The 18,420-nt window shown below is 65.9% G+C and carries 15 protein-coding genes; 6 read left to right on the top strand and 9 right to left on the bottom strand.

Annotated features, from left to right (window positions below):
* Nucleotides 1–75: 75 nt before the first annotated feature.
* Complete coding sequence (locus tag SB749_RS14005; RefSeq protein ID WP_410710828.1) at nt 76–1,599, top strand: aldehyde dehydrogenase family protein; 1,524 nt, start codon at nt 76–78, stop codon at nt 1,597–1,599.
* The gene (locus SB749_RS14000) at nt 1,599–2,018 is read left to right on the top strand and encodes a DUF779 domain-containing protein (protein ID WP_410710827.1); all 420 of its coding nucleotides are present in this window, start codon (nt 1,599–1,601) and stop codon (nt 2,016–2,018) included. Before SB749_RS14005 ends, SB749_RS14000 begins: the two co-directional genes overlap by 1 nt.
* 3 nt (nt 2,019–2,021) lie before the next feature.
* Here the strand turns inward: SB749_RS14000 and SB749_RS13995 are convergent, their stop codons facing one another.
* Genes SB749_RS13995 through SB749_RS13970 form a run of 6 tightly spaced genes read right to left on the bottom strand, consistent with a single transcriptional unit; the run spans nt 2,022 to nt 9,740 of the window.
* On the bottom strand, nt 2,022–3,320 hold the full coding sequence (locus SB749_RS13995; protein WP_410710826.1) for an alkylhydroperoxidase domain protein: 1,299 nt from the start codon (nt 3,318–3,320) through the stop codon (nt 2,022–2,024).
* A 1-nt stretch (nt 3,321) separates the two neighbouring features.
* Complete coding sequence (locus SB749_RS13990) at nt 3,322–4,389, bottom strand: putative FMN-dependent luciferase-like monooxygenase (RefSeq protein WP_410710825.1); 1,068 nt, start codon at nt 4,387–4,389, stop codon at nt 3,322–3,324.
* A gap of 5 nt (nt 4,390–4,394) precedes the next feature.
* A complete protein-coding gene (locus SB749_RS13985; protein WP_410710824.1) occupies nt 4,395–6,089 on the bottom strand; it encodes a dipeptide ABC transporter ATP-binding protein in 1,695 nt (564 codons plus the stop codon).
* Entirely contained in the window at nt 6,086–6,946 is an 861-nt protein-coding gene (locus tag SB749_RS13980) for an ABC transporter permease (RefSeq protein WP_410710823.1), read from the bottom strand. Before SB749_RS13980 ends, SB749_RS13985 begins: the two co-directional genes overlap by 4 nt.
* Nucleotides 6,943–8,022, bottom strand: a complete 1,080-nt coding sequence (locus SB749_RS13975) for an ABC transporter permease (protein WP_410710822.1) — start codon at nt 8,020–8,022, stop codon at nt 6,943–6,945. Before SB749_RS13975 ends, SB749_RS13980 begins: the two co-directional genes overlap by 4 nt.
* Nucleotides 8,019–9,740 (bottom strand): TIGR04028 family ABC transporter substrate-binding protein, encoded by a 1,722-nt coding sequence (locus tag SB749_RS13970; protein ID WP_410710821.1) that lies wholly within the window; start codon nt 9,738–9,740, stop codon nt 8,019–8,021. Before SB749_RS13970 ends, SB749_RS13975 begins: the two co-directional genes overlap by 4 nt.
* A gap of 190 nt (nt 9,741–9,930) precedes the next feature.
* Here SB749_RS13970 and SB749_RS13965 point away from each other — a divergent pair, with 190 nt between their 5' ends.
* The 3 genes from SB749_RS13965 (at nt 9,931) to SB749_RS13955 (ending at nt 12,167) form a co-directional block, all read left to right on the top strand.
* Nucleotides 9,931–10,632: a VOC family protein gene (locus SB749_RS13965; protein ID WP_410710820.1), complete on the top strand. Its 702-nt coding sequence runs from the start codon at nt 9,931–9,933 to the stop codon at nt 10,630–10,632.
* Nucleotides 10,620–11,288, top strand: a complete 669-nt coding sequence (locus SB749_RS13960; RefSeq protein WP_410710819.1) for a VOC family protein — start codon at nt 10,620–10,622, stop codon at nt 11,286–11,288. The genes SB749_RS13965 and SB749_RS13960 overlap by 13 nt, the downstream gene beginning before the upstream one ends.
* A 105-nt stretch (nt 11,289–11,393) precedes the next feature.
* A complete protein-coding gene (locus SB749_RS13955) occupies nt 11,394–12,167 on the top strand; it encodes a DUF3152 domain-containing protein (RefSeq protein ID WP_410710818.1) in 774 nt (257 codons plus the stop codon).
* An 88-nt stretch (nt 12,168–12,255) separates the two neighbouring features.
* On the opposite strand, the gene SB749_RS13950 is transcribed toward SB749_RS13955, so the two are convergent.
* Entirely contained in the window at nt 12,256–14,004 is a 1,749-nt protein-coding gene (locus SB749_RS13950; RefSeq protein WP_410710817.1) for a DHA2 family efflux MFS transporter permease subunit, read from the bottom strand.
* A complete protein-coding gene (locus SB749_RS13945; RefSeq protein WP_410710816.1) occupies nt 14,001–14,651 on the bottom strand; it encodes a TetR/AcrR family transcriptional regulator in 651 nt (216 codons plus the stop codon). Before SB749_RS13945 ends, SB749_RS13950 begins: the two co-directional genes overlap by 4 nt.
* 176 nt (nt 14,652–14,827) lie before the next feature.
* Between SB749_RS13945 and SB749_RS13940 the strand changes: the two genes are divergently transcribed.
* A complete protein-coding gene (locus SB749_RS13940) occupies nt 14,828–17,377 on the top strand; it encodes an ATP-dependent Clp protease ATP-binding subunit (RefSeq protein ID WP_410710815.1) in 2,550 nt (849 codons plus the stop codon).
* Nucleotides 17,378–17,473: 96 nt separating this feature from the next.
* Here the strand turns inward: SB749_RS13940 and SB749_RS13935 are convergent, their stop codons facing one another.
* Nucleotides 17,474–18,286 carry a YidC/Oxa1 family membrane protein insertase gene (locus tag SB749_RS13935; RefSeq protein ID WP_410710814.1) on the bottom strand — a complete coding sequence of 271 codons (813 nt, stop codon included), beginning with the start codon at nt 18,284–18,286 and terminating at the stop codon, nt 17,474–17,476.
* Nucleotides 18,287–18,420: the final 134 nt, after the last annotated feature.

Below are 18,420 nucleotides of genomic sequence, written 5' to 3'. Positions count from 1 at the left end.
ATCCGCTCCGCGCCTCCGACCGCCATCGGACGAGGCACGTGTTGTGGGGTGGATGGACTCACACGAAGGAGTGTCATGGCAGTCTACTCAGCACCCGGTACCGACGGCGCGCTCGTCACGTTCAAGCCCCGTTATGAGAACTACATCGGAGGAGAGTGGGTACCGCCGAAGGACGGCAACTACTTCGAGAACATCACTCCCGTCACCGGACAGGCATTCACCGAGATCCCCAGCTCCACCGCCGACGATGTCGAAACCGCACTCGACGCCGCATGGGCGGCGGCACCGGCCTGGGGCAAGACCTCCGTCGCCGAACGGTCGAACATCCTGCTCAAGATCGCCGACCGCATCGAATCCAACCTCGAGATGCTCGCCGTCGCCGAGACCTGGGACAACGGCAAGGGAATCCGCGAACCGCTGGCTGCGGACCTGCCGCTGGCCGTCGACCACTTCCGCTACTTCGCCTCGGCCATCCGGGCGCAGGAAGGCGGCGTCTCCCAGATCGACGACGACACCGTCGCCTACCACTTCCACGAGCCCCTCGGCGTGGTCGGACAGATCATTCCCTGGAACTTCCCACTGCTCATGGCCACCTGGAAGCTCGCTCCGGCGCTCGCCGCAGGCAACTGCGTGGTCCTCAAACCCGCCGAGCAGACCCCGGCGTCGATCCTCGTCCTCGCCGAACTCATCGGCGACCTGCTGCCTCCCGGCGTCCTCAACATCATCAACGGATTCGGCGTCGAAGCCGGCAAGCCGCTCGCGTCTAACAAACGCATCCGCAAGATCGCCTTCACCGGTGAGACGACGACCGGCCGCCTCATCATGCAGTACGCCTCGCAGAACATCATCCCGGTCACCCTGGAGCTCGGCGGAAAGTCACCGAACATCTTCTTCGACGACGTCATGGCCGCCGACGACAGCTACCGGGACAAAGCACTTGAGGGCTTCGCGATGTTCGCTCTCAACCAGGGCGAGGTCTGCACCTGCCCGTCGCGTGCGCTCGTCCAGGACTCGATCTTCGACGACTTCGTCGCCGCCGGCGTCGAACGCGTCGGCTCCATCAAGCAGGGCAACCCCCTCGACACCGACACCCAGGTCGGCGCACAGGCCTCGAACGACCAGTTCGAGAAGATCATGTCCTATCTCAAGATCGGAAAGGACGAAGGCGCCGAGGTGCTCATCGGCGGCGACAAAGCCGAACTCGACGGTGACCTTGCCGGTGGGTTCTACATCCAGCCGACGATCTTCAAGGGCACGAACAAGATGCGCATCTTCCAGGAGGAGATCTTCGGACCCGTCGTGGCGCTGACCTCGTTCTCCGACTACGACGACGCCATCGCCACTGCCAATGACACCCTCTACGGCCTCGGCGCCGGAGTCTGGGCTCGCACCGGCAACACCGCCTACCGGGCCGGACGCGACATCCAGGCCGGCCGCGTCTGGGTGAACAACTACCACGCCTACCCGGCCCACGCCGCGTTCGGCGGATACAAGTCCTCGGGCATCGGACGTGAGAACCACAAGATGATGCTCGACCACTACCAGCAGACGAAGAACCTGCTGGTCAGCTACTCCGAAAATGCACAAGGATTCTTCTGATGAGTGAAACAGCCGAAACAGCCGCCCTCGAATCGACACCGACGATCGAGGGCGAAGAGAAATCGCGAGTGGCGATGACTCAGGCCGCCATCGACCTGCTCGCCGGACTCGTCGACAAACACGGACAGCTCATGTTCCACCAGTCCGGCGGCTGTTGTGACGGCTCGTCGCCCATGTGCTTCCCCGAAGGCGACTTCCTCACCTCGGAAGCCGATGTGCTGCTCGGTCACTTCGACCTGCCCATCGACGATGCCGAGAAGGCCGGACTGGACTTCTGGATGTCGACGGAGCAGTTCGAGTACTGGAAGCACACGCATCTGACGATCGATGTGGTGCCGGGCAGGGGGAGCGGCTTCAGCGTCGAATCACCGACGGGAAACCGCTTCATCATCCGCTCGACGCTCATGGACGTTGGCTGAGGCCTACTTCAGCACCTCGGGTTCGCCGAGGGAGAGCATCAGCCGGTTCGCCCAATTGAAGAAGGCGGCACAGCTGAGTGCGTCGATGATGTCGCCGTCTTCCAGACCCGCCGCACGCAGTTCCTTCACGTTCTGGGTTCCGAAGGCCTGCGGGGTCAGGGTGAGCGCGACCGAGGCGTCGACGACGGCGTCCCACACCTGATCGCCGAGGTGGCTCTGCGTGCCGATTCCGTCGTCGAGGAGGCGCTGGACAACGTCCCGACGCCCGGATTCCTCGGTGGCCCGATCGGCGTGGACCGACGCACAGAACAGGCACCCGTTGAGCCGCGAGGCTGCGGTCGCAGCGAGTTCGCGTTCGGCCCGGCCGAGCCCGTCGGTGGTGTTGAAGAAGATGTCGAAGTCGGTCAGGGTCCGTGCCTTGAGCGCGGCAGGATCGCGTGCGAGCAGCCGGAAGTAGGGGTTCTTCGCCCGTCCCGCCTCGACGAGCGCATCCCGTTGGACGTCGCTGAGGTCCGCCTCGGCGACGGGCGCGATCCACGGCACCCATCCGAGCCCGCCCTGTTGGAACAGTTCGGGACGGTGGAGATCCGGATACGTCTTCACCTGGTCCCCGACGTCTCGCAGTGCCTGCTCCGCCCTCGCCGAGGTGGGGCTGTCGTCGGCCTCGTGTGAGGACGGGGCGGCGTCGGCCGGGGCTTGAGTCGCAGAGGCCGCATCGGTGAGTACGGCGAGTCCGGTGCTGATGCGGATCTGGAAGTTGAGGAACGACACGAGCTGAGCGAGAGTGACGATGCCGTCCTCGTCCCAACCCGCCTCGAGCAGAAGTGCCAGGTGACCCGGGCGGCTGTCGCGCGGATGGAGGACGAGAAGATGAGCGAATTCGAGTCCTGCCGTCAGCTTCTCACCGAGTCTCTTCGCCGTCGCCCCGGCGGCAGTCAACCACGGCCCGGGAACGTTCTCCTCAGCTAACGCTGCGGATTCGAAGATTCCGTAGGGACCAGCGGTGCCGGCCGGCGCAGTCGCCTCGTCGAGGAGTTCGGCGACCGCCCAGGACACGGACTCGTCTTCGTCACGCAGGAGATCACGGTAGAACTCCTCGGCCCGCGCGGAACCGAGCAGACCCGCGGTGAACGCGGCGACCGCATAACGGTCGCGGAAGCTCACGCTCTTCGGATCGGCGGGTTCGAGCAGAGCCTCGAAGCTCAGCTGCGCGTTCTCCTTCGCCTGTGCCCGGTGGCCGCGCAGCTCATCGAGAGGATCGTTCGCCGCGATTCCGGCGAGGAGGTTGATGATATCTGGCATCTCAGTGCACCTTCTCCTTGGTCACGGAGAACCCGAGGGCGGGGGCCACCTCGGTGGCCAGCAGTTCGATGGACCGCAGAGCGGTCTCGTTCGTCGCCGGAACCGAGTGCACCTGGAAGCTGACGTCGGTGGCCCGGTCGAGGACGCGGTCATGCTGCAGGCGTTCGCTCACCTGCTCGGGCGTGCCGAGGTAGGTGTCGGTGGCGATGAGGAGCTCATCGAGGGTCAGTGACGAGGTGTCATAGCCGACGAGGCGGTCGGCCTCGGCCCGCAGCGCTGGCTCGGTGATCTCGCGCAGCCGGGGCAGATCCTCTGCGTCGGCGACCACGGCGGTGCGGGAGGCGAGGATGCGCGGTTCGGCCCCCGCGGGCAGCTGGGAGAGATAGTTGTCGATGACCGGCAGCTGCACCTCGTCGAGGCGTGCCGCCGGATTGTCCTGGGGCCGCGGCTGGGTCCGCGAGAGCATGAGACCGTCACCGGCAGCCCCGGCCGCACCGGCACCGCCTGAGGAGAACGTCGCCTGCCACAGTCGTCGCTCGAGGCTCGGACGCTGCCCCGCGGGAGCAGGGTAGAGACCGTGGTCGGTGGGCAGCCGGTCGCCTGAGAACAGTGTGCGCAGGGTCGCGAGATTGTCGGCGAAGACCTCACGACGCTCATCGAAGCTCGTGCCGAAGGCGGGGAACGACTTCGGGTTCCCGCCCGAACCCAGCCCGATCTCGAGGCGACCGTCGGAGAGTTCGTCGAGGACGGCGGCGTCTTCGGCCACGCGCACGGCATTCTCCATCGGCAGGGTGATGATCGCGGTGCCCAAATTGATCCGGGTGGTGCGGGCAGCGGCGTGGGAGAGGAAGACGAGCGGGGAGGGCAGTCCGCCCTCGGCCGCGGAGAAGTGGTGCTGGGCGACCCAGGCCGAATGGAAGCCGAAGTCCTCGGCTGCCTCGATCTGTTCGAGGGCGAAGCGATAGCGGTCTGCGGCTGGGGCGTCTTCGAGCAGGCGGGTGAAGAATCCGAGCTTCGGTCCGGTTGCCTGAGCGTCGGTGGCCTGAGTGCCGGTGGATTGAGGGGTCATGGTTCTCAGCTTTCTGCTGCTGCGGTGAGCAGGGTCGGGGTTGCCGGTCGATTGTTCGCAGGCGCTGCATTGACCGACAGCGTCGCGGGACGGGGGATCGCCTCGAGCAGAGTGCGTGTGTAGACAGAGCGGGGGCGAGTGAAGATCTCTTCGGTCGCGCCGTCGTCGACGAGGTGTCCGTGCGACATCACGGACACCGTATCAGCGATCTGGCGGACGACGGCGAGATCATGGGTGATGAAGACGTAGGTCAGACCGAGTTCCTGCTGGAGCTCGTCGAGCAGGGTGAGGATCTGCGCCTGCACGGTCACGTCGAGAGCGGAGACGGCTTCGTCGAAGACGACGAGTTCGGGTTCGACGATGAGGGCGCGGGCGATCGCCACTCGCTGCAGCTGTCCGCCGGAGAGTTCGGCGGGACGCCGATCGAGGAAGTCGGCAGGCAGCGCCACCCGGTCCATCGCTTCGGTCACGAGCCGCGGTCGGGAGGCGCGATCGCCGAGGCGGAAGTTGCGCAGCGGCTCCGTCAGCGTCGACCGGATCGAATGCTTGGGATCGAGAGCGGAGAACGGGTTCTGATGGACGAGCTGCACGGTGCGCCGGAACTCCCGCAGCCGCTGCCGTGAGGGACGACCGCGTCCGAGCTCCGCAGCATCGAAGTCGCCGATGCGCACATGCCCGGACTGCGGGGTGAGGAACCCGGACAGCGCCTTGCCCGTGGTGGTCTTGCCCGAGCCGGACTCGCCGACGAGACCGTGCGTGGTCCCGCGCGCGACGGTGAAGTCCACACCCTCGATGCCGGTGATCCGATCATCCGTACGGTCGAAGACATGGGTGAGCGATTCGACGGAGACGAACGGGTCTGTGGACTCCCTGGTCGCCTCGGCGCGGGCAGTTCGTGCCTTTGTCTGCAGTGCGGGAGCATCGGCGATGAGACGGGTGGTGTAATCGGTGGCCGGGTCGGAGAAGACCCGTCCGGCCGGCCCCGTTTCGACGATGCGCCCGCCCTGCATGACCACGACCTCGTCGGCGCGTTCACCGGCGACGGCGAGATCATGGGTGATGAAGAGGATGCCCATCCCGGTCTCGGTGCGCAGTTCGTCGAGGAGGTCGAGCACCTGCTTCTGGACGGTGACGTCGAGGGCGGAAGTGGGTTCATCGGCGATGAGCAGGCGCGGACGCAGCGCGATGGCCGCAGCGATGAGCACACGCTGCCGCATCCCGCCCGAGAGCTCGTGCGGGAACTGATCGGCCCGCTTCTCCGGCTGGTCGATGCCGACCCGGTCCAGCAGCTCGACGACCTGGGCGCGAGCCTCGGCGCGGCCCGCGCGACGGTGGATGCGCAGCGCCTCGGCGACGGATTTCCCGATCGTCTGCAGCGGATTGAGCGAGGACCCCGGGTCCTGCGGGACATAGCCGATCTGGGAACCGCGCACACCGCGCCAACCGGAGGTGCCCAGGCTGAGCAGATCAACCTCGCCGAGGCGGATCCGCCCGGCCGCGACCCTGGCCGAGGAGGGAAGGAGACCGATGACGGCGTTCGCCGTCGTCGACTTCCCCGAACCTGACTCGCCGACCACGGCGGTCATCGAACCGGGACGGACCGCGAGATCGAGCTCGCTCACGGCCGGTGCCGCGGAGCCGCCTCGGTGGGAGTATTCGACGGACAGGCCGTCGATGCGCAGCAGTGAGGAGTCGGTCATGATGTCACCTTTCGCAGGGTGTTGCCGATCTGGTGGGTGGCGAGCACGATGGCCATGACCACGAGGCCGGGCAGCACTGTCAGCCACCAGGCGGTGGCGACGAAATTGCGGCCTTCAGCGATGATGAGGCCCCATTCGGGGGTGGGCGGCGGGGTGCCGTAGCCGAGGAACCCGAGCGTGGAGATCTGCAGGATCGCCGAACCGACCTGGAGGACCGCCAAGGACAGCACGGGCGAGATCGAATTCGGGAGGATATGGCGGACGAGGACGGTGAAGAAGGTGCCGCCGGAGCCGTAGGCAGCGGCCACGAAGTCGCTCGTATTGACCTGCACCGCCTGCGACCGGGCGAGACGGGCGAACTGGGCGATGGCCGTGACCCCGACGGCGATGGCCGCGTTGATCGTGCCGAATCCCAGGACGACGACGATCGAGAGGCTGAGCAGGATCGCGGGGATGGACAGCAGCACGTCGATCAGGCGCATGAGCACATCGTCGACGAGTCCGCGGCGGGTGCCGGCGATGAGTCCGATCGTGGTGCCGACGATGAGCCCGACCCCGACGGCCACGAGCGCGGCCAGCAGGGACTGGGAGGCGCCGTAGACGACTCGGGTGAAGGCATCGCGGCCGGTCTGGTCGGTGCCGAACCAATGCTCGAGGCTCGGGGCCAGAAGGGCAGGGGTGTTTCCGCCGTCGTTGGGATCGTAGTGGGTGAAGAGACCGGGGAACAGCGCCCAGGCGATGGCGATGAGCAGGACCAGAGCGGAGGCGATGGTGGCCGGGGTGATCGCGGCGCGTGCCCGGCCGCCGCGTGCGCGCCGGGACTCGGTGACCTGGCCGCGGGTGAAGACGATGCTCATGAGTTCTTCTCCTTCGTCTCGTCATCCCAGTCGAGGTCGACGCCGACGCTGGCCGCGGATGCCGTGAGAGCGCGACGTGTCGGTTCGTCGTGGCTGCGCAGTGGCCTGCCCGCCGAGGCGGTGCTGCGTTTCGTGCGCAGACGGACGTCGATGACGGGATAGAGAAGGTCGACTGCGAGATTGATGATGACGTAGCCGAAGGTGGCGATGACCACGACGGCCAGCAGGATCGGATTGTCCCGGTGGGTGACGGCCTGGGCGGTGATCAGCCCGATGCCGTTGCGGCCGAACACGGTTTCGGTGACCACGGCGCCGGCGACGAGTTCGCCGAAGACGAGCCCGATGATCGTCAGCCCCGGCAGCACCGCATTGCGGGCGACGGTGTGGACGAGGATCCACAGTTCGGAGGCGCCCTTCGCGGTGGTGACCTTGACGAAGCCGGAGGCCTGCACCTCGGTGATGGAGCGGATGAGCACCTGGGCGATCGGGGCCGAGAGCGGAACCGCCACGGTCAGGGTCGGCAGCACGAGCGCTTCGGCGGGGCCGGGATTGACGACGGAGACGACGCCGAGCTGGAAGGAGAAGACCTGGATGAGCAGGATTCCGAGCCAGAACACCGGGATGGAGATGAACAGACTGGGCACCGAGTCGAGGATCCGGCGCACCCGAGCAGTCGGCCCGGTGGACGGTCCGAAGGTGGCGAAGACGGCGATGATCACGGCGAGGACGAGGGCGGTGACGAACCCGGAGGCCGCGAGCACTGCGGTCGACGGCAGAGCCGCAGCGATGCTCGTCGACACGGCCGCGCCGGTCTGGACCGAATAGCCGAAGTCGCCGGTGAGGAACCCGGTGAGGCTGGTGAGGTACTTGCCGAACCAGGAGTCGTCGGCGCCGGTGGCGTTTCGGATCTCGGCGATCTGGTCGTTGGACAGGCCCAGTGCGGGATCGGCGAAGCGGGCGGTGACGCCGTCTCCGGGGATGAGGCTGAGCAGGATGAATGCCGCGGTGAACGCGAGCAGCAGCACGAGGACCGCCTGGCCCAGGCGCAGGAGGAGGTAGCGGGTGTCGAGGATCATTTCTCTCCTGCCAGCCAGGTGCTGTAGAAGTCGGGGCGGCCCACGGGTTCGGTGGTGAAGCCGTGGACGCGGCGGCGGAATGCGAAGACCTGTGGTTCTTCGAAGAACGGCAGCACATAGGCCTGGTCGACGAGGTAGTTCTGGACCGCCTCGGCGGCCTCCTGCCGTTTCTCATGGTTCGGTTCGGACGCCAGCGTTTCGAGGAGTTCGTCGATCTTCGGGTCGACCGAATCGTCGTCGGCGTCCGCGCGGTCGACTCCGTTGAGGAAGACGTCGCGATTGACCGAGGAGTAGTTCGAGCGCAGATTGTCGAAGTCGGCGCGGGCGACCATCGAGTGGTAGATCTGCACGGTGTCGAGTTCGAGGGCGTCGAGCGTCTGCTTCGACTGGTCCCCGGGGTTGATCGACAGGCGTACCCCCACGCGGCGCAGCTGCTGTTGGATGAGGGTCTGGACCTCGTTCGACCGCGGCTGCGGCAGTGCGATATTCACCGTCAGCGCCAGCGGAGTTCCGTCCTTGACGCGGTAGCCCTGCCCGTTGCGCTCGCTCCAGCCGGCCTGGTCGAGGAGGCGGTTCGCCTTGTCCGGGTCGAAGTCCCATGATCCGGACTGGTCGGTGTAGCCCATGGCGCCCTTGGCCAGCAGGCCGGTGGCCAGCGGGTAGTTCGGGGTGAAGAGCTTGTCGACGATCTCCTGTCGATCGATGGCGGCGATGAGCGCTCGCCGGACGTCGATGTCGCCCAGCAGGTCGTGGCGGAACCGGAAGTTGATGCTGTTGTTGATTCCGTTCGTCGCCTTCGCATAGAGGCGCAGCCCCTGTTCGGTGACACGCGACTCATCCGGTGCCTGGACATCACGGACGCCGTCTGCCTGCCCGGAGAGCACGGCTCCGATGCGCACGGAGTATTCGTTGTTCGTCAGGTAGTCGATGCCGTCGAGGTGGGCCCGGCCCTGATGCTTCAGGTGCGGGGGCGCCCAGTCGTAGTCCTCGCGGGCACGGACGGAGAGCTTCGTGCCGATGGTCTCGTCAGTGATGTGGAAGGGCCCGCAGGTGTGGATCTGCGTGGCTCCGCCCGGGCCGAAGCCTTCGGCGTCGAGGTCGAGAGTGGAATCGGCGAGCAGCCCCGCGTTCATCGTCGACGTCGCCTGCGCGAAACCAGGGGAGGGGGCGGAGAAGTGGAACCGGACCCGATTTCCGTCGAGGACTTCGCTGCGTTCATAGTTCGAGATCTGCTCGGACACCGGCAGCGTGCGGGCTTCGTCGCCGCGACCGAAGAGGTCGAAGTTCTTCGCCACATTCTCCGGTGTCAGCGGCGAACCGTCCGAATAGGTCACGCCCTTGCGGATGGTGAAGGTGTAGGTCGTGGCGTCGGCGTCGGTCTCCGGCAAGTCCGTGGCCAGCCACGGATGGAGCTCGAGGGTCTCGGGATCCTGCCACAGCAGGCGTGCCGAGATGTTGTTCATGATTCCGCCGTTGGGGTAGAAGCCGACCGACGGCGGGTAGAGCAGAGTCCAGGTCTGGGGTTCGAAGTAGGTGAGCACCCCGCCGCGGACGGGTTCGCCCTCGGCCAAGGAACCTGAGTCATGGGGAGTGCAGGCGCTGAGGGTGAGCAGAGTGCCGAAACCGAGACCGAGGCTCAGTACCGAGCGGCGGTCGAGGCGTCGGTCGGTCAGGCGCTGAGTCAGACGCGCTGAGGTGGAGAGACGGTGATCCGTCATGGGACGTCCTTCGGGCAAGAGGAATGGAACAGAGGGAATTGAGCCGGATAGTTCAACAATATACGGACATTGCGATTGCCGTTGACGGCAGGCAACGGCAGTGTCCGGCGCGGGGCCCGAGGTGGATGTGCATGCCTTGAGTTAAGCGCATCCGTGCAATCCGCGTCAATCCGGGGCTTAATATTGAGACATGTTGAACACATCGAGTTTCGATCATCTGGTGATCGCCGTTCCCGACCTTGAGAAATATGTTGAGCAATCAGCGGATCTTCTGGGGGTGAAAGCGATCGACGGTGGGGCCCATCCGGGGTTGGGTACAGCCAATGCGCTGCTCGGGCTCGAGCTCGACGATGACCTCACCGAGTCCCTCGGACTCGCGCGTCCACGTGGTGCGAACCCGCTCACATACCTCGAGATCCTCGGCCCCGACCCCGAGCAGGACCCGGCACTCGCGGCAGGGCGCTTGGCCGGGATCACGGCACCGACCGTGCAGCGGTGGGCGATCCGTCCGGACGATTTCGACGGCGTCGTCACGGCAGCTGCGCGGTCACGGGAACCGCGCGTCGACCTCGGCGAGGTCCATGACATGACCCGACGCCGACCGGACGGGGTGGTCCTCGATTGGCGCCTGACCAGGCGCACCCCACTGCCGTGGTCGGGAATCCAGCCGTTCCTCATCGATTGGAAGGACTCCGAGCATCCGGCGAGCCAGGAGATGCCGTGGGTCCGCCTCGAGAAGCTGTGGGCCGCGAGTGACGAGCCTGCTGCGGTCGGTTCGGTCCTCGACTTCTTCGGCATCGCTCTCGACATCATTGCCCCAGGCCGCCAAGAGGGGGAGACTGAGGGCCTACACGCTCATCTGAAAGGTCCGGGTGGATCATGGACTCTCTGAACACCATTCCCGCGCAGCTCGACCACCTCATCATCACGGTGCCCGACCTCGAGGCCGGGGTCGCCGCCGTGGAAGAGGCCACCGGGGTGCGTGCGGTTCCCGGCGGTTCGCACCCGGGGCGAGGGACCGCGAACTCTCTGCTCGGGCTCACCCCGAATGGTTGGCCGGAGGGAGCCCACACCTACCTCGAGATCCTCGGCCCCGACCCGCAGCAGGTGCCGCCCGCTGACGGGACCTTGCCGCTCGACGCTCATCTGGCCGCCGAGCCGACCCTGCAGACCTGGGCCATCCATCCGCCGGCGTTCCTCGCGAAGATCGCGGCCGCGAACTCCGCGGGCATCGACTTCGGCGAGGTCCAGGACATGGCTCGCGACACTGCCGAGGGTGACCGCCTCGAATGGCGGCTGACCACGCGTTCCCCGCTGCCGCACTCAGGTGCGCAGCCGTTTCTCATCGACTGGGGCGAATCCGTGCATCCCGCCGAGGCGGCCCTGCCCACCCTCGAACTGCTCGAATTCCGTGTGGAATCGCCCGAGCCCGAGGCGGCGCGGGAGGTGCTCGAGGTGCTCGGGGCCGGTGACACCACGGTGGTCGAGGGGCCGGACTGCCGTCTGCGTGCCAGATTGCGCGGACCCGGCGGCGTGCTCGAGTTCTGATCACTCGCCGAGAAACGGGCTGAGTGTCGAGACACGGGTGTGTGCGCACGTTTCTCGACACGCAGCCCGTTTCTCGATGAATCGGCAGGAGATAGACTCACAGGCGTGCTCAGTCGAACCCGTCTTGTCTCCCGTCCACGCCTCCGCACCCTGACCTCGCTTGCCGCTGTCTCGCTGATCGTCGGGCTGAGCGCCTGCGCGCCCGCCGCCGACGAAGAGACCCGGCCGACTCCGAAGGCAGCCGAAACGCAGGCCGCCTCGCCGGGCCCGAGCGGCTCAGCCACCGAAACCAGCGAGCCCACCGAGACCGCGAACGTCGAGGACGCCGGAGCGGCCGGAGTCAGCGAAGGCGATATCGACACCCACGGCAGCGGCAGATGGGACCGGCCGAAAGAGGAGACCGGACCCAACCGCGACGAGGGCAAGACGTTCAAAGTTGCCCTGCGCGTCGAGGACAACCTGCCCATCAACGTCGATGAGGCCGGCGACTTCATCATCAAGACCCTCCAGGACGAACGCGGCTGGCAGGACATGGACGACGTCTCCATCGAGCTCGTCGATGAAGGTCAGGACACGATGATCTCCATCGCCAGCCCCGATACCGTCGACGAGATGTGTCTGCCGCTGCGGACCCTGGGCAAACTCTCGTGTCGCAACGGACCCAACGTCATCCTCAACGCCAAGCGCTGGGTCTCGGCCACCGAAGAGTTCGACGACATCGTCCAGTACCGGCAGTACCTCATCAACCACGAGGTCGGTCACGCCCTCGGCCACGGCCACGAATCCTGCCCCGGACCGGGCAAGACCGCCCCGCTCATGCAGCAGCAGACGAAGGGTCTGCAGGGCTGCAAACCGAACGGGTGGCCCTCGAAGAGCTAGTTCCGCGGCAGTCGCGGACAGACTCAGGCCGATACACCGCAGGCCCCGCAATTGCGGGGCCTGCGCTGTCAGTGCGTGGATGTGCGTTTCAATGCTTGGGCGAGCGGGGCCGCAGAGAATAGTCTCCGTTACCCCGCGTGGCCTTCTCGTACTCGATCTCATCGTTGACGGAGCTCGTGCCCGAGGGGGTCAGCGAACCAGGCTGTTCGACGACAGCGATGCTGTCGGTTGCGACGACCTCACGCTGATGGTCCGCCGGGGCACCTGCATCGAGCTTCGTGGCCAGAGCCTTCTCGCGAACGAACATGAGGATGACGGCCGCGATGATTCCCAGCGGGCAGACCCACAGGAAGATCGGCACCAGCGCATCGCTGTACGCATTGACGATGATCGAATGGATCGGATCGGGCAGCGACTTGACCACCTCGGGGGTCAGTGAGTTCGACCCCGTGCCCTTCATCGCCTGGGCGCCCTGAGGTCCCAGGGACTTGATGCCGTCCTCGAGGTTGGATGCCAGCCGCGAGGTGAAGAGCGAACCGATCAGCGACATGCCCAGCGTGCCGCCGATCTGCCGGAAGAAGTTGTTCGACGCCGTCGCCGTGCCGACCATCGCGACCGGGAACGAGTTCTGGACGATGAGCACGAGCATCTGCATCGACAGTCCCAGGCCGAGGCCCAGCACACACAGGCAGCCGATGACGACGAGAACGTTCTGGTCGGCCGTGACGAAGGTCCCCATGAGGAAGAGGGCGACGCCGACGATCGCGCTGCCGAGCACCGGGTACCACTTGTACCGTCCCGTCTTCGAGACGACGAAGCCGATGATGACCGAGCTCGGCAGCATCACGGCCATCATGGGCACCATGAGGAGCCCGGCCTTCGTCGCTTCGATCCCGTGGGCCATCTGCAGGAACGTGGGCATGTACGAGAGGACGCCGAACATGCCGATGGCGATGCACATGCCGGCGATCGTGCAGAGGACGAAGTTCGTGTCCTTGAACACGAACATCGGGATGACGGGTTCGGGCACAGCCTGTTCGACGAAGACGAAGACGACGGCGCTGATGACGGCGATGGCGATGAGTCCGATGATGATCGGATCGTCCCAGTCGTACTGATGTCCGCCCCACGAAGTCGTGAGGATGAGCGCCGAGGTGAATTCGGCGATGAGGATCATGCCCGCGACATCGACATGGCGTTTGACCGACCGGTCCGACTTGGGGACCTTGAGGAAGAGGATGGCGGCGATGAGGGCGAGCACGCCGAACGGCAGGTTGAGGGCGAACGTCCAGCGCCAGCCCGGACCCTCGGTGATCCAGCCGCCGATCAGCGGTCCCGCCACCGAGGTGACCGCGAAGTTCGCTCCCATGATGCCCATGTACGGGCCGCGCTTGCGAGCCGGCACAACCGCGGCGATGAGAGCCTGCGAGAGGATGATGAGACCGCCGCCGCCGAGGCCTTGAATGACGCGTGCGGTGATGAGGACGGCCATGTTGTGGGCCAGGAAGCCGACGACCGAACCGAGGATGAACATGCAGATGGCGAAGATGAAGATCTTCTTCCGGTTGAACGAATCGCCCAGCTTGCCGTAGATCGGCATCATGATCGTCGACGCCAGCATGAACGCCGTCGAGACCCACAGCATCTGGTCGACGCCGTTGAGGTCGCCGACGATGGTCGGCAGGGCCGTGGCCAGCATGGTCTGGTTGAGCGAGAACATGAACATTGCCAGCATCAGGCCGGTGAACAGCAGGATCACCGACGAGGTCTCGATCTCCGGCTCCTCCTCGGCGCCGTGCTGCCTCTCGGCAGCGGGCTCAGTGGCGGTAGTGGTCATTTCAGCCTTTCTAAGAGGGTCAGGAACAGTTCGATCGAGGAGGTGAACGCCTGGTCCACTCGCTCGTCGTCCAATTCGTGTTCGGTGTCGAACCGCGCAGAGGCGAAAGCATGCTCGAGCGGGATGCTGCACAGCTGCGCGAGCATCCGCGTGGCCCGTGCGGCGGTGTCGTCATCGGCAAAGGTGATTCCGCGACGTTCGACCCGCCGGCGGATGCCGGTGATGATCTGCTCGGAGTAGTGCCGCTTCGTCTCCATGCTGAGCATGCCGAGGTGCGGATGCCGAGCCTGGATCGCGCGCAGCTTCTGCTTGTTCGCCGACCGCGGCAGCAGGAATTCGAACGCGGCGCGGATGGTGAAGGAGAGATCCTCCACCAGACGCTCGCGCCGGGGCTCGAAGTCCTCGATGAATCGCTGCAGAGCGGCGGCGATATCGTCAGAGGTCGTCAGTCCGACGATCGCCATCTCCTTGGTGGGGAAATAGTTGAAGAACGTGCGCGTCGAGACCTCCGCAGCTTCCGCGATCCGAGCCACGGTCACCTCGTCGAGCCCATGATCGAAGACGAGATCGACGGCCGCGGCGTGGATGGACGCGCGGCGCTCACGGGTCTGACGCTCGCGCAGGGATTCGGTCGGTTCGGAACTCACCAGAAAATTATGCACCTCTTGCAAATTTGCACCAAATGCAGAAATGCATCCGATGCATTTCTCGACGGTGATGTTGTTCACACTCCGTCGTCGGGCGGGCGACAGGTGGGAATATATGTCCGCATCCACCTGTTGATTGAGTCGTATACGCTCAACTTTGAAAGAGGAGGTCAGCTTTGGCCACATTCTTCGGACCCGCAGGCTCGGGCGGAGACTCGTTCGACGAGTTCCTCGCTCGTTTCCTCCAGGGACAGACCGGAGCCCGCCGAGGCCGTTCCGTCGACATCAACCGACTGCTGAGCAAGCGCAGCCACGAGGTCATCGAAGCGGCCGCGGAGTTCGCAGGACGACACGGTCAGTCCGAGGTCGACGCGCTCCACATCCTGCGCACCATGGTCGATGCCGAACCCGGAATCTCCGCCGTGCGCCAGGCCGGTGCCGATCCCGAGGCCATCGCCCATGCGATCGAAGAGCGCCTTCCGGCTGCAACCGACACCGAGGCGGATTCCACGCCCACACTGACCGGTTCGGCCCAGCGCGCCCTGCTCGACGCCTACCAGGTGGCGCGAGCGTTCGGGTCGACCTACATCGATCCCGAACACATGTTCTTCGCCTTCGTGCTCAACCAGGAGATGCCCGCCGGGCGGATCCTCGCGCAGGCAGGCGTCACCCAGGCCGCGCTGCAGGCCGGTGCCGAGGCGGCCGAAGCCGCAGGGATGCACCCCGGCCAGGAGGCCGAGGGTGAGGACGGTCAGGAATCAGTGCTGGAGAAGTTCGGCACGGACCTCACCGAGCTCGCCGCCGAGGGCAAGCTCGATCCCGTCATCGGCCGCTCGGAGGAGATCGAACAGACGATCGAGATCCTCGCCCGCCGGACGAAGAACAACCCGGTCCTCCTCGGTGAGGCCGGCGTTGGCAAGACCGCGGTCGCCGAAGGCCTCGCTCAGGCCATCCACTCGGGCGAAGTGCCCAAGCAGCTGCAGGGCAAGCGCATCATCGCTCTCGACATGCCCGGAATGCTCGCCGGCACCCGCTACCGCGGTGACTTCGAGGAGCGCCTGACCGGAGCACTCAACGAGATCGCCGATGACGGAGACATGATCGTCTTCGTCGACGAACTCCACACCCTCGTCGGTGCCGGAGGCAACGGCGAGGCGAACTCGATGGACGCCGGCAACATCCTCAAACCGCGCCTGGCCCGCGGCGATCTGCACATGATCGGCGCGACCACGCTCAAGGAGTACCGCACCATCGAGAAGGATTCGGCTCTCGAGCGTCGCTTCCAGCCGGTGACCGTGGGTGAGCCGAGCGTCGAGGATGCGGTGACGATCATCGACGGGCTCAAGGACCGCTACGCGGAGTTCCACGAGGTCACCTACACCGCCGAGGCGGTCCGTGCGGCCGTGGAGCTGTCGAACCGCTACATCACCGACCGCTTCCTGCCGGACAAGGCCATCGACCTCATCGATCAGGCCGGTGCCCGGATGTCGCTCAGGCGCGGACCCGCGGTCGATATCGACGCGCTCAAGCTCAATCTCTCCGAACTCGAAGCGGAGAAGAAGTCCGCTATCGAGGTGGAGGACTACGAGCGTGCCGGCCGTGTCCGCGATGAGATCAACGAGGTGACCGCCCGGATCGAATCCGCCGAGAACCCGGACGCGGAGGCCGCGAAGACCGCTGCCGCCGAGGCGATCATCGGTGAACAGGAGATCGCGCACGTGGTCTCCCGGGCCACCGGAATCCCGGCAGCACGGATGACGCAGAGCCAGAAGGCACGACTGGCGAACATGGAAGAGGTCCTCCACGACCGCGTGGTCGGACAGGATGAAGCCGTGACCGCCGTGTCGCGCGCGATCCGCCGCAGCCAGACCGGTATGGCCGATCCCAATCGGCCCATCGGCAGCTTCCTCTTCCTCGGCCCCACCGGTGTCGGCAAGACTGAGCTGGCGAAGGCTCTGGCGCAGACCCTGTTCGACGACGAGTCGGCCATGATCCGCTTCGATATGAGCGAGTTCGGAGAACGCCACACGGTGTCCCGCCTCGTCGGTGCTCCTCCCGGCTACGTCGGCTACGACGAGGCGGGGCAGCTGACGGAGAAGGTCCGCCGTCGCCCATATTCGGTCATCCTCCTCGACGAGGTCGAGAAGGCCCACCCGGATGCGTTCAACCTGCTGCTGCAGGTCCTCGACGACGGACGGCTCACCGACGGCCAGGGCCGCACGGTCGACTTCCGCAACACCGTGGTCATCATGACCTCGAACCTCGGTTCCGAGTTCATGTCCGGCACTCCGCTGGGCTTCGCCTCCGGTGCTGCGGGAGACGCGGAGAAGGATCTCAAGGCCAAGGTCATGGGTCGCCTCAAGGAGTTCATGCGGCCGGAGTTCATCAACCGCATCGATGACACCGTGATGTTCTCGCGGCTCGACCGTGAGCAGCTGCGGTCCATCGTCGATCAGCAGCTGGCCGCGTCGAAGCAGCGCCTCGAGGCTCAGGGCATCGCCCTCGACGTCTCGGCAGAGGCTCTCGACTGGCTGGCCGACGAAGGGTACGAACCCGAGTTCGGCGCTCGTCCGCTGCGTCGCACGATCCAGCGCGAAGTCGACGACCGCATCGCCGATCTCCTCGTCACCGAGGCGGTCGATGAGGGCGGCACCGTGCGCGCCACTGTCGTCGACGGCGCACTCAAGGTCGTTGCCGGGACCCGCCCGGAGCCGATGATCGCCTGATCATTCGATCGCCGAGGCGGCCCGCGCCGGCCGCCGCCACAGTGCCCGGGGCGGAGGATGGGAATCCTCCGCCCCGGGCTCTGTTGTGCTCCCGACTCAGCCGGACACCGCGGTGGTCGCCTCCGACTGCGATTCGTTCGCTCCGAGGAGGCGGTTGAGGACGAGCCGTTCGCCGAGCGTCCACGTGGTCGTCGTCGCCAGGTAGAGAGCGGCGGCCAAGGGGACGAAGAGCGCGAAGATCGCGGTGAGGAAGGGCATGAAGCTCAGAGTCTTCATCACTCCGGACAGATCCGGCATCGCCGGAGCATCTGCCCCGTTCTTCGCCGGGGGAGCGGTCGGAGCCTCGGGTGTGGCCGGGGTGAGCAGGTGCCGGGAGAACCCGGCGACGACGGCGATGAGGACGACGAGGACGAGGTAGACCGTGATCGCGGTGCCCGTCAGATCGCCGGCGCCGAGCAGCTTGACGAAGCTCGTGTTGAGAGGCAGACCGAAGAGAGTATGACCGAGCAGCTCATTGGCATGCCCGCCGATCGTCGCATTGATGAAGAGACCGTAGACGGCCATGAGCACGGGCATCTGCGCGAGCACCGGAAGGCACCCGGCGAAAGGAGAGGCGTTCTCCTCCTTGTACAGCTCCATGAGCTTCTGCTGCATGAGCTCGGGCTTGTCTTTGTGCTTCTTCTGCAGCTCGCTGATCTTCGGGGCCAGTCGTTTCCGAGTGATGCCGGCTCTGACCTGGGACACACCGACGGGGATGAGCACGGCGCGGACCAGGACGGTGAGCACGATGACGGCCAGGGCGGCGCTGAAGCCGCCGGCGAGTGGTTCGAGGATGTCGCTGATCCCCGTGACCACCGTATAGGCGGCCTCGACGAGCAGGCGGATAGGCAGGAATTCGTAGATGTTCACAGGTGAGTGTCCTTCGGACTTAGGCGCACTGAGGCGCAGTTGAATGGGCCGTTGCAGGCCATCACCGTGACGACTGATGACAATTGCCCGCGCCGAGGCAGGGAGGCGTTCCGTACGGAACGTGATCGAGGTCG

The sequence above is a fragment of the Brevibacterium sp. SIMBA_078 genome, from assembly GCF_046534565.1.
Taxonomy (GTDB): Bacteria; Actinomycetota; Actinomycetes; order Actinomycetales; family Brevibacteriaceae; genus Brevibacterium.
Note: the sequence above shows the minus strand (reverse complement) of the source record. Positions and strands in the feature narration are given on the sequence as shown.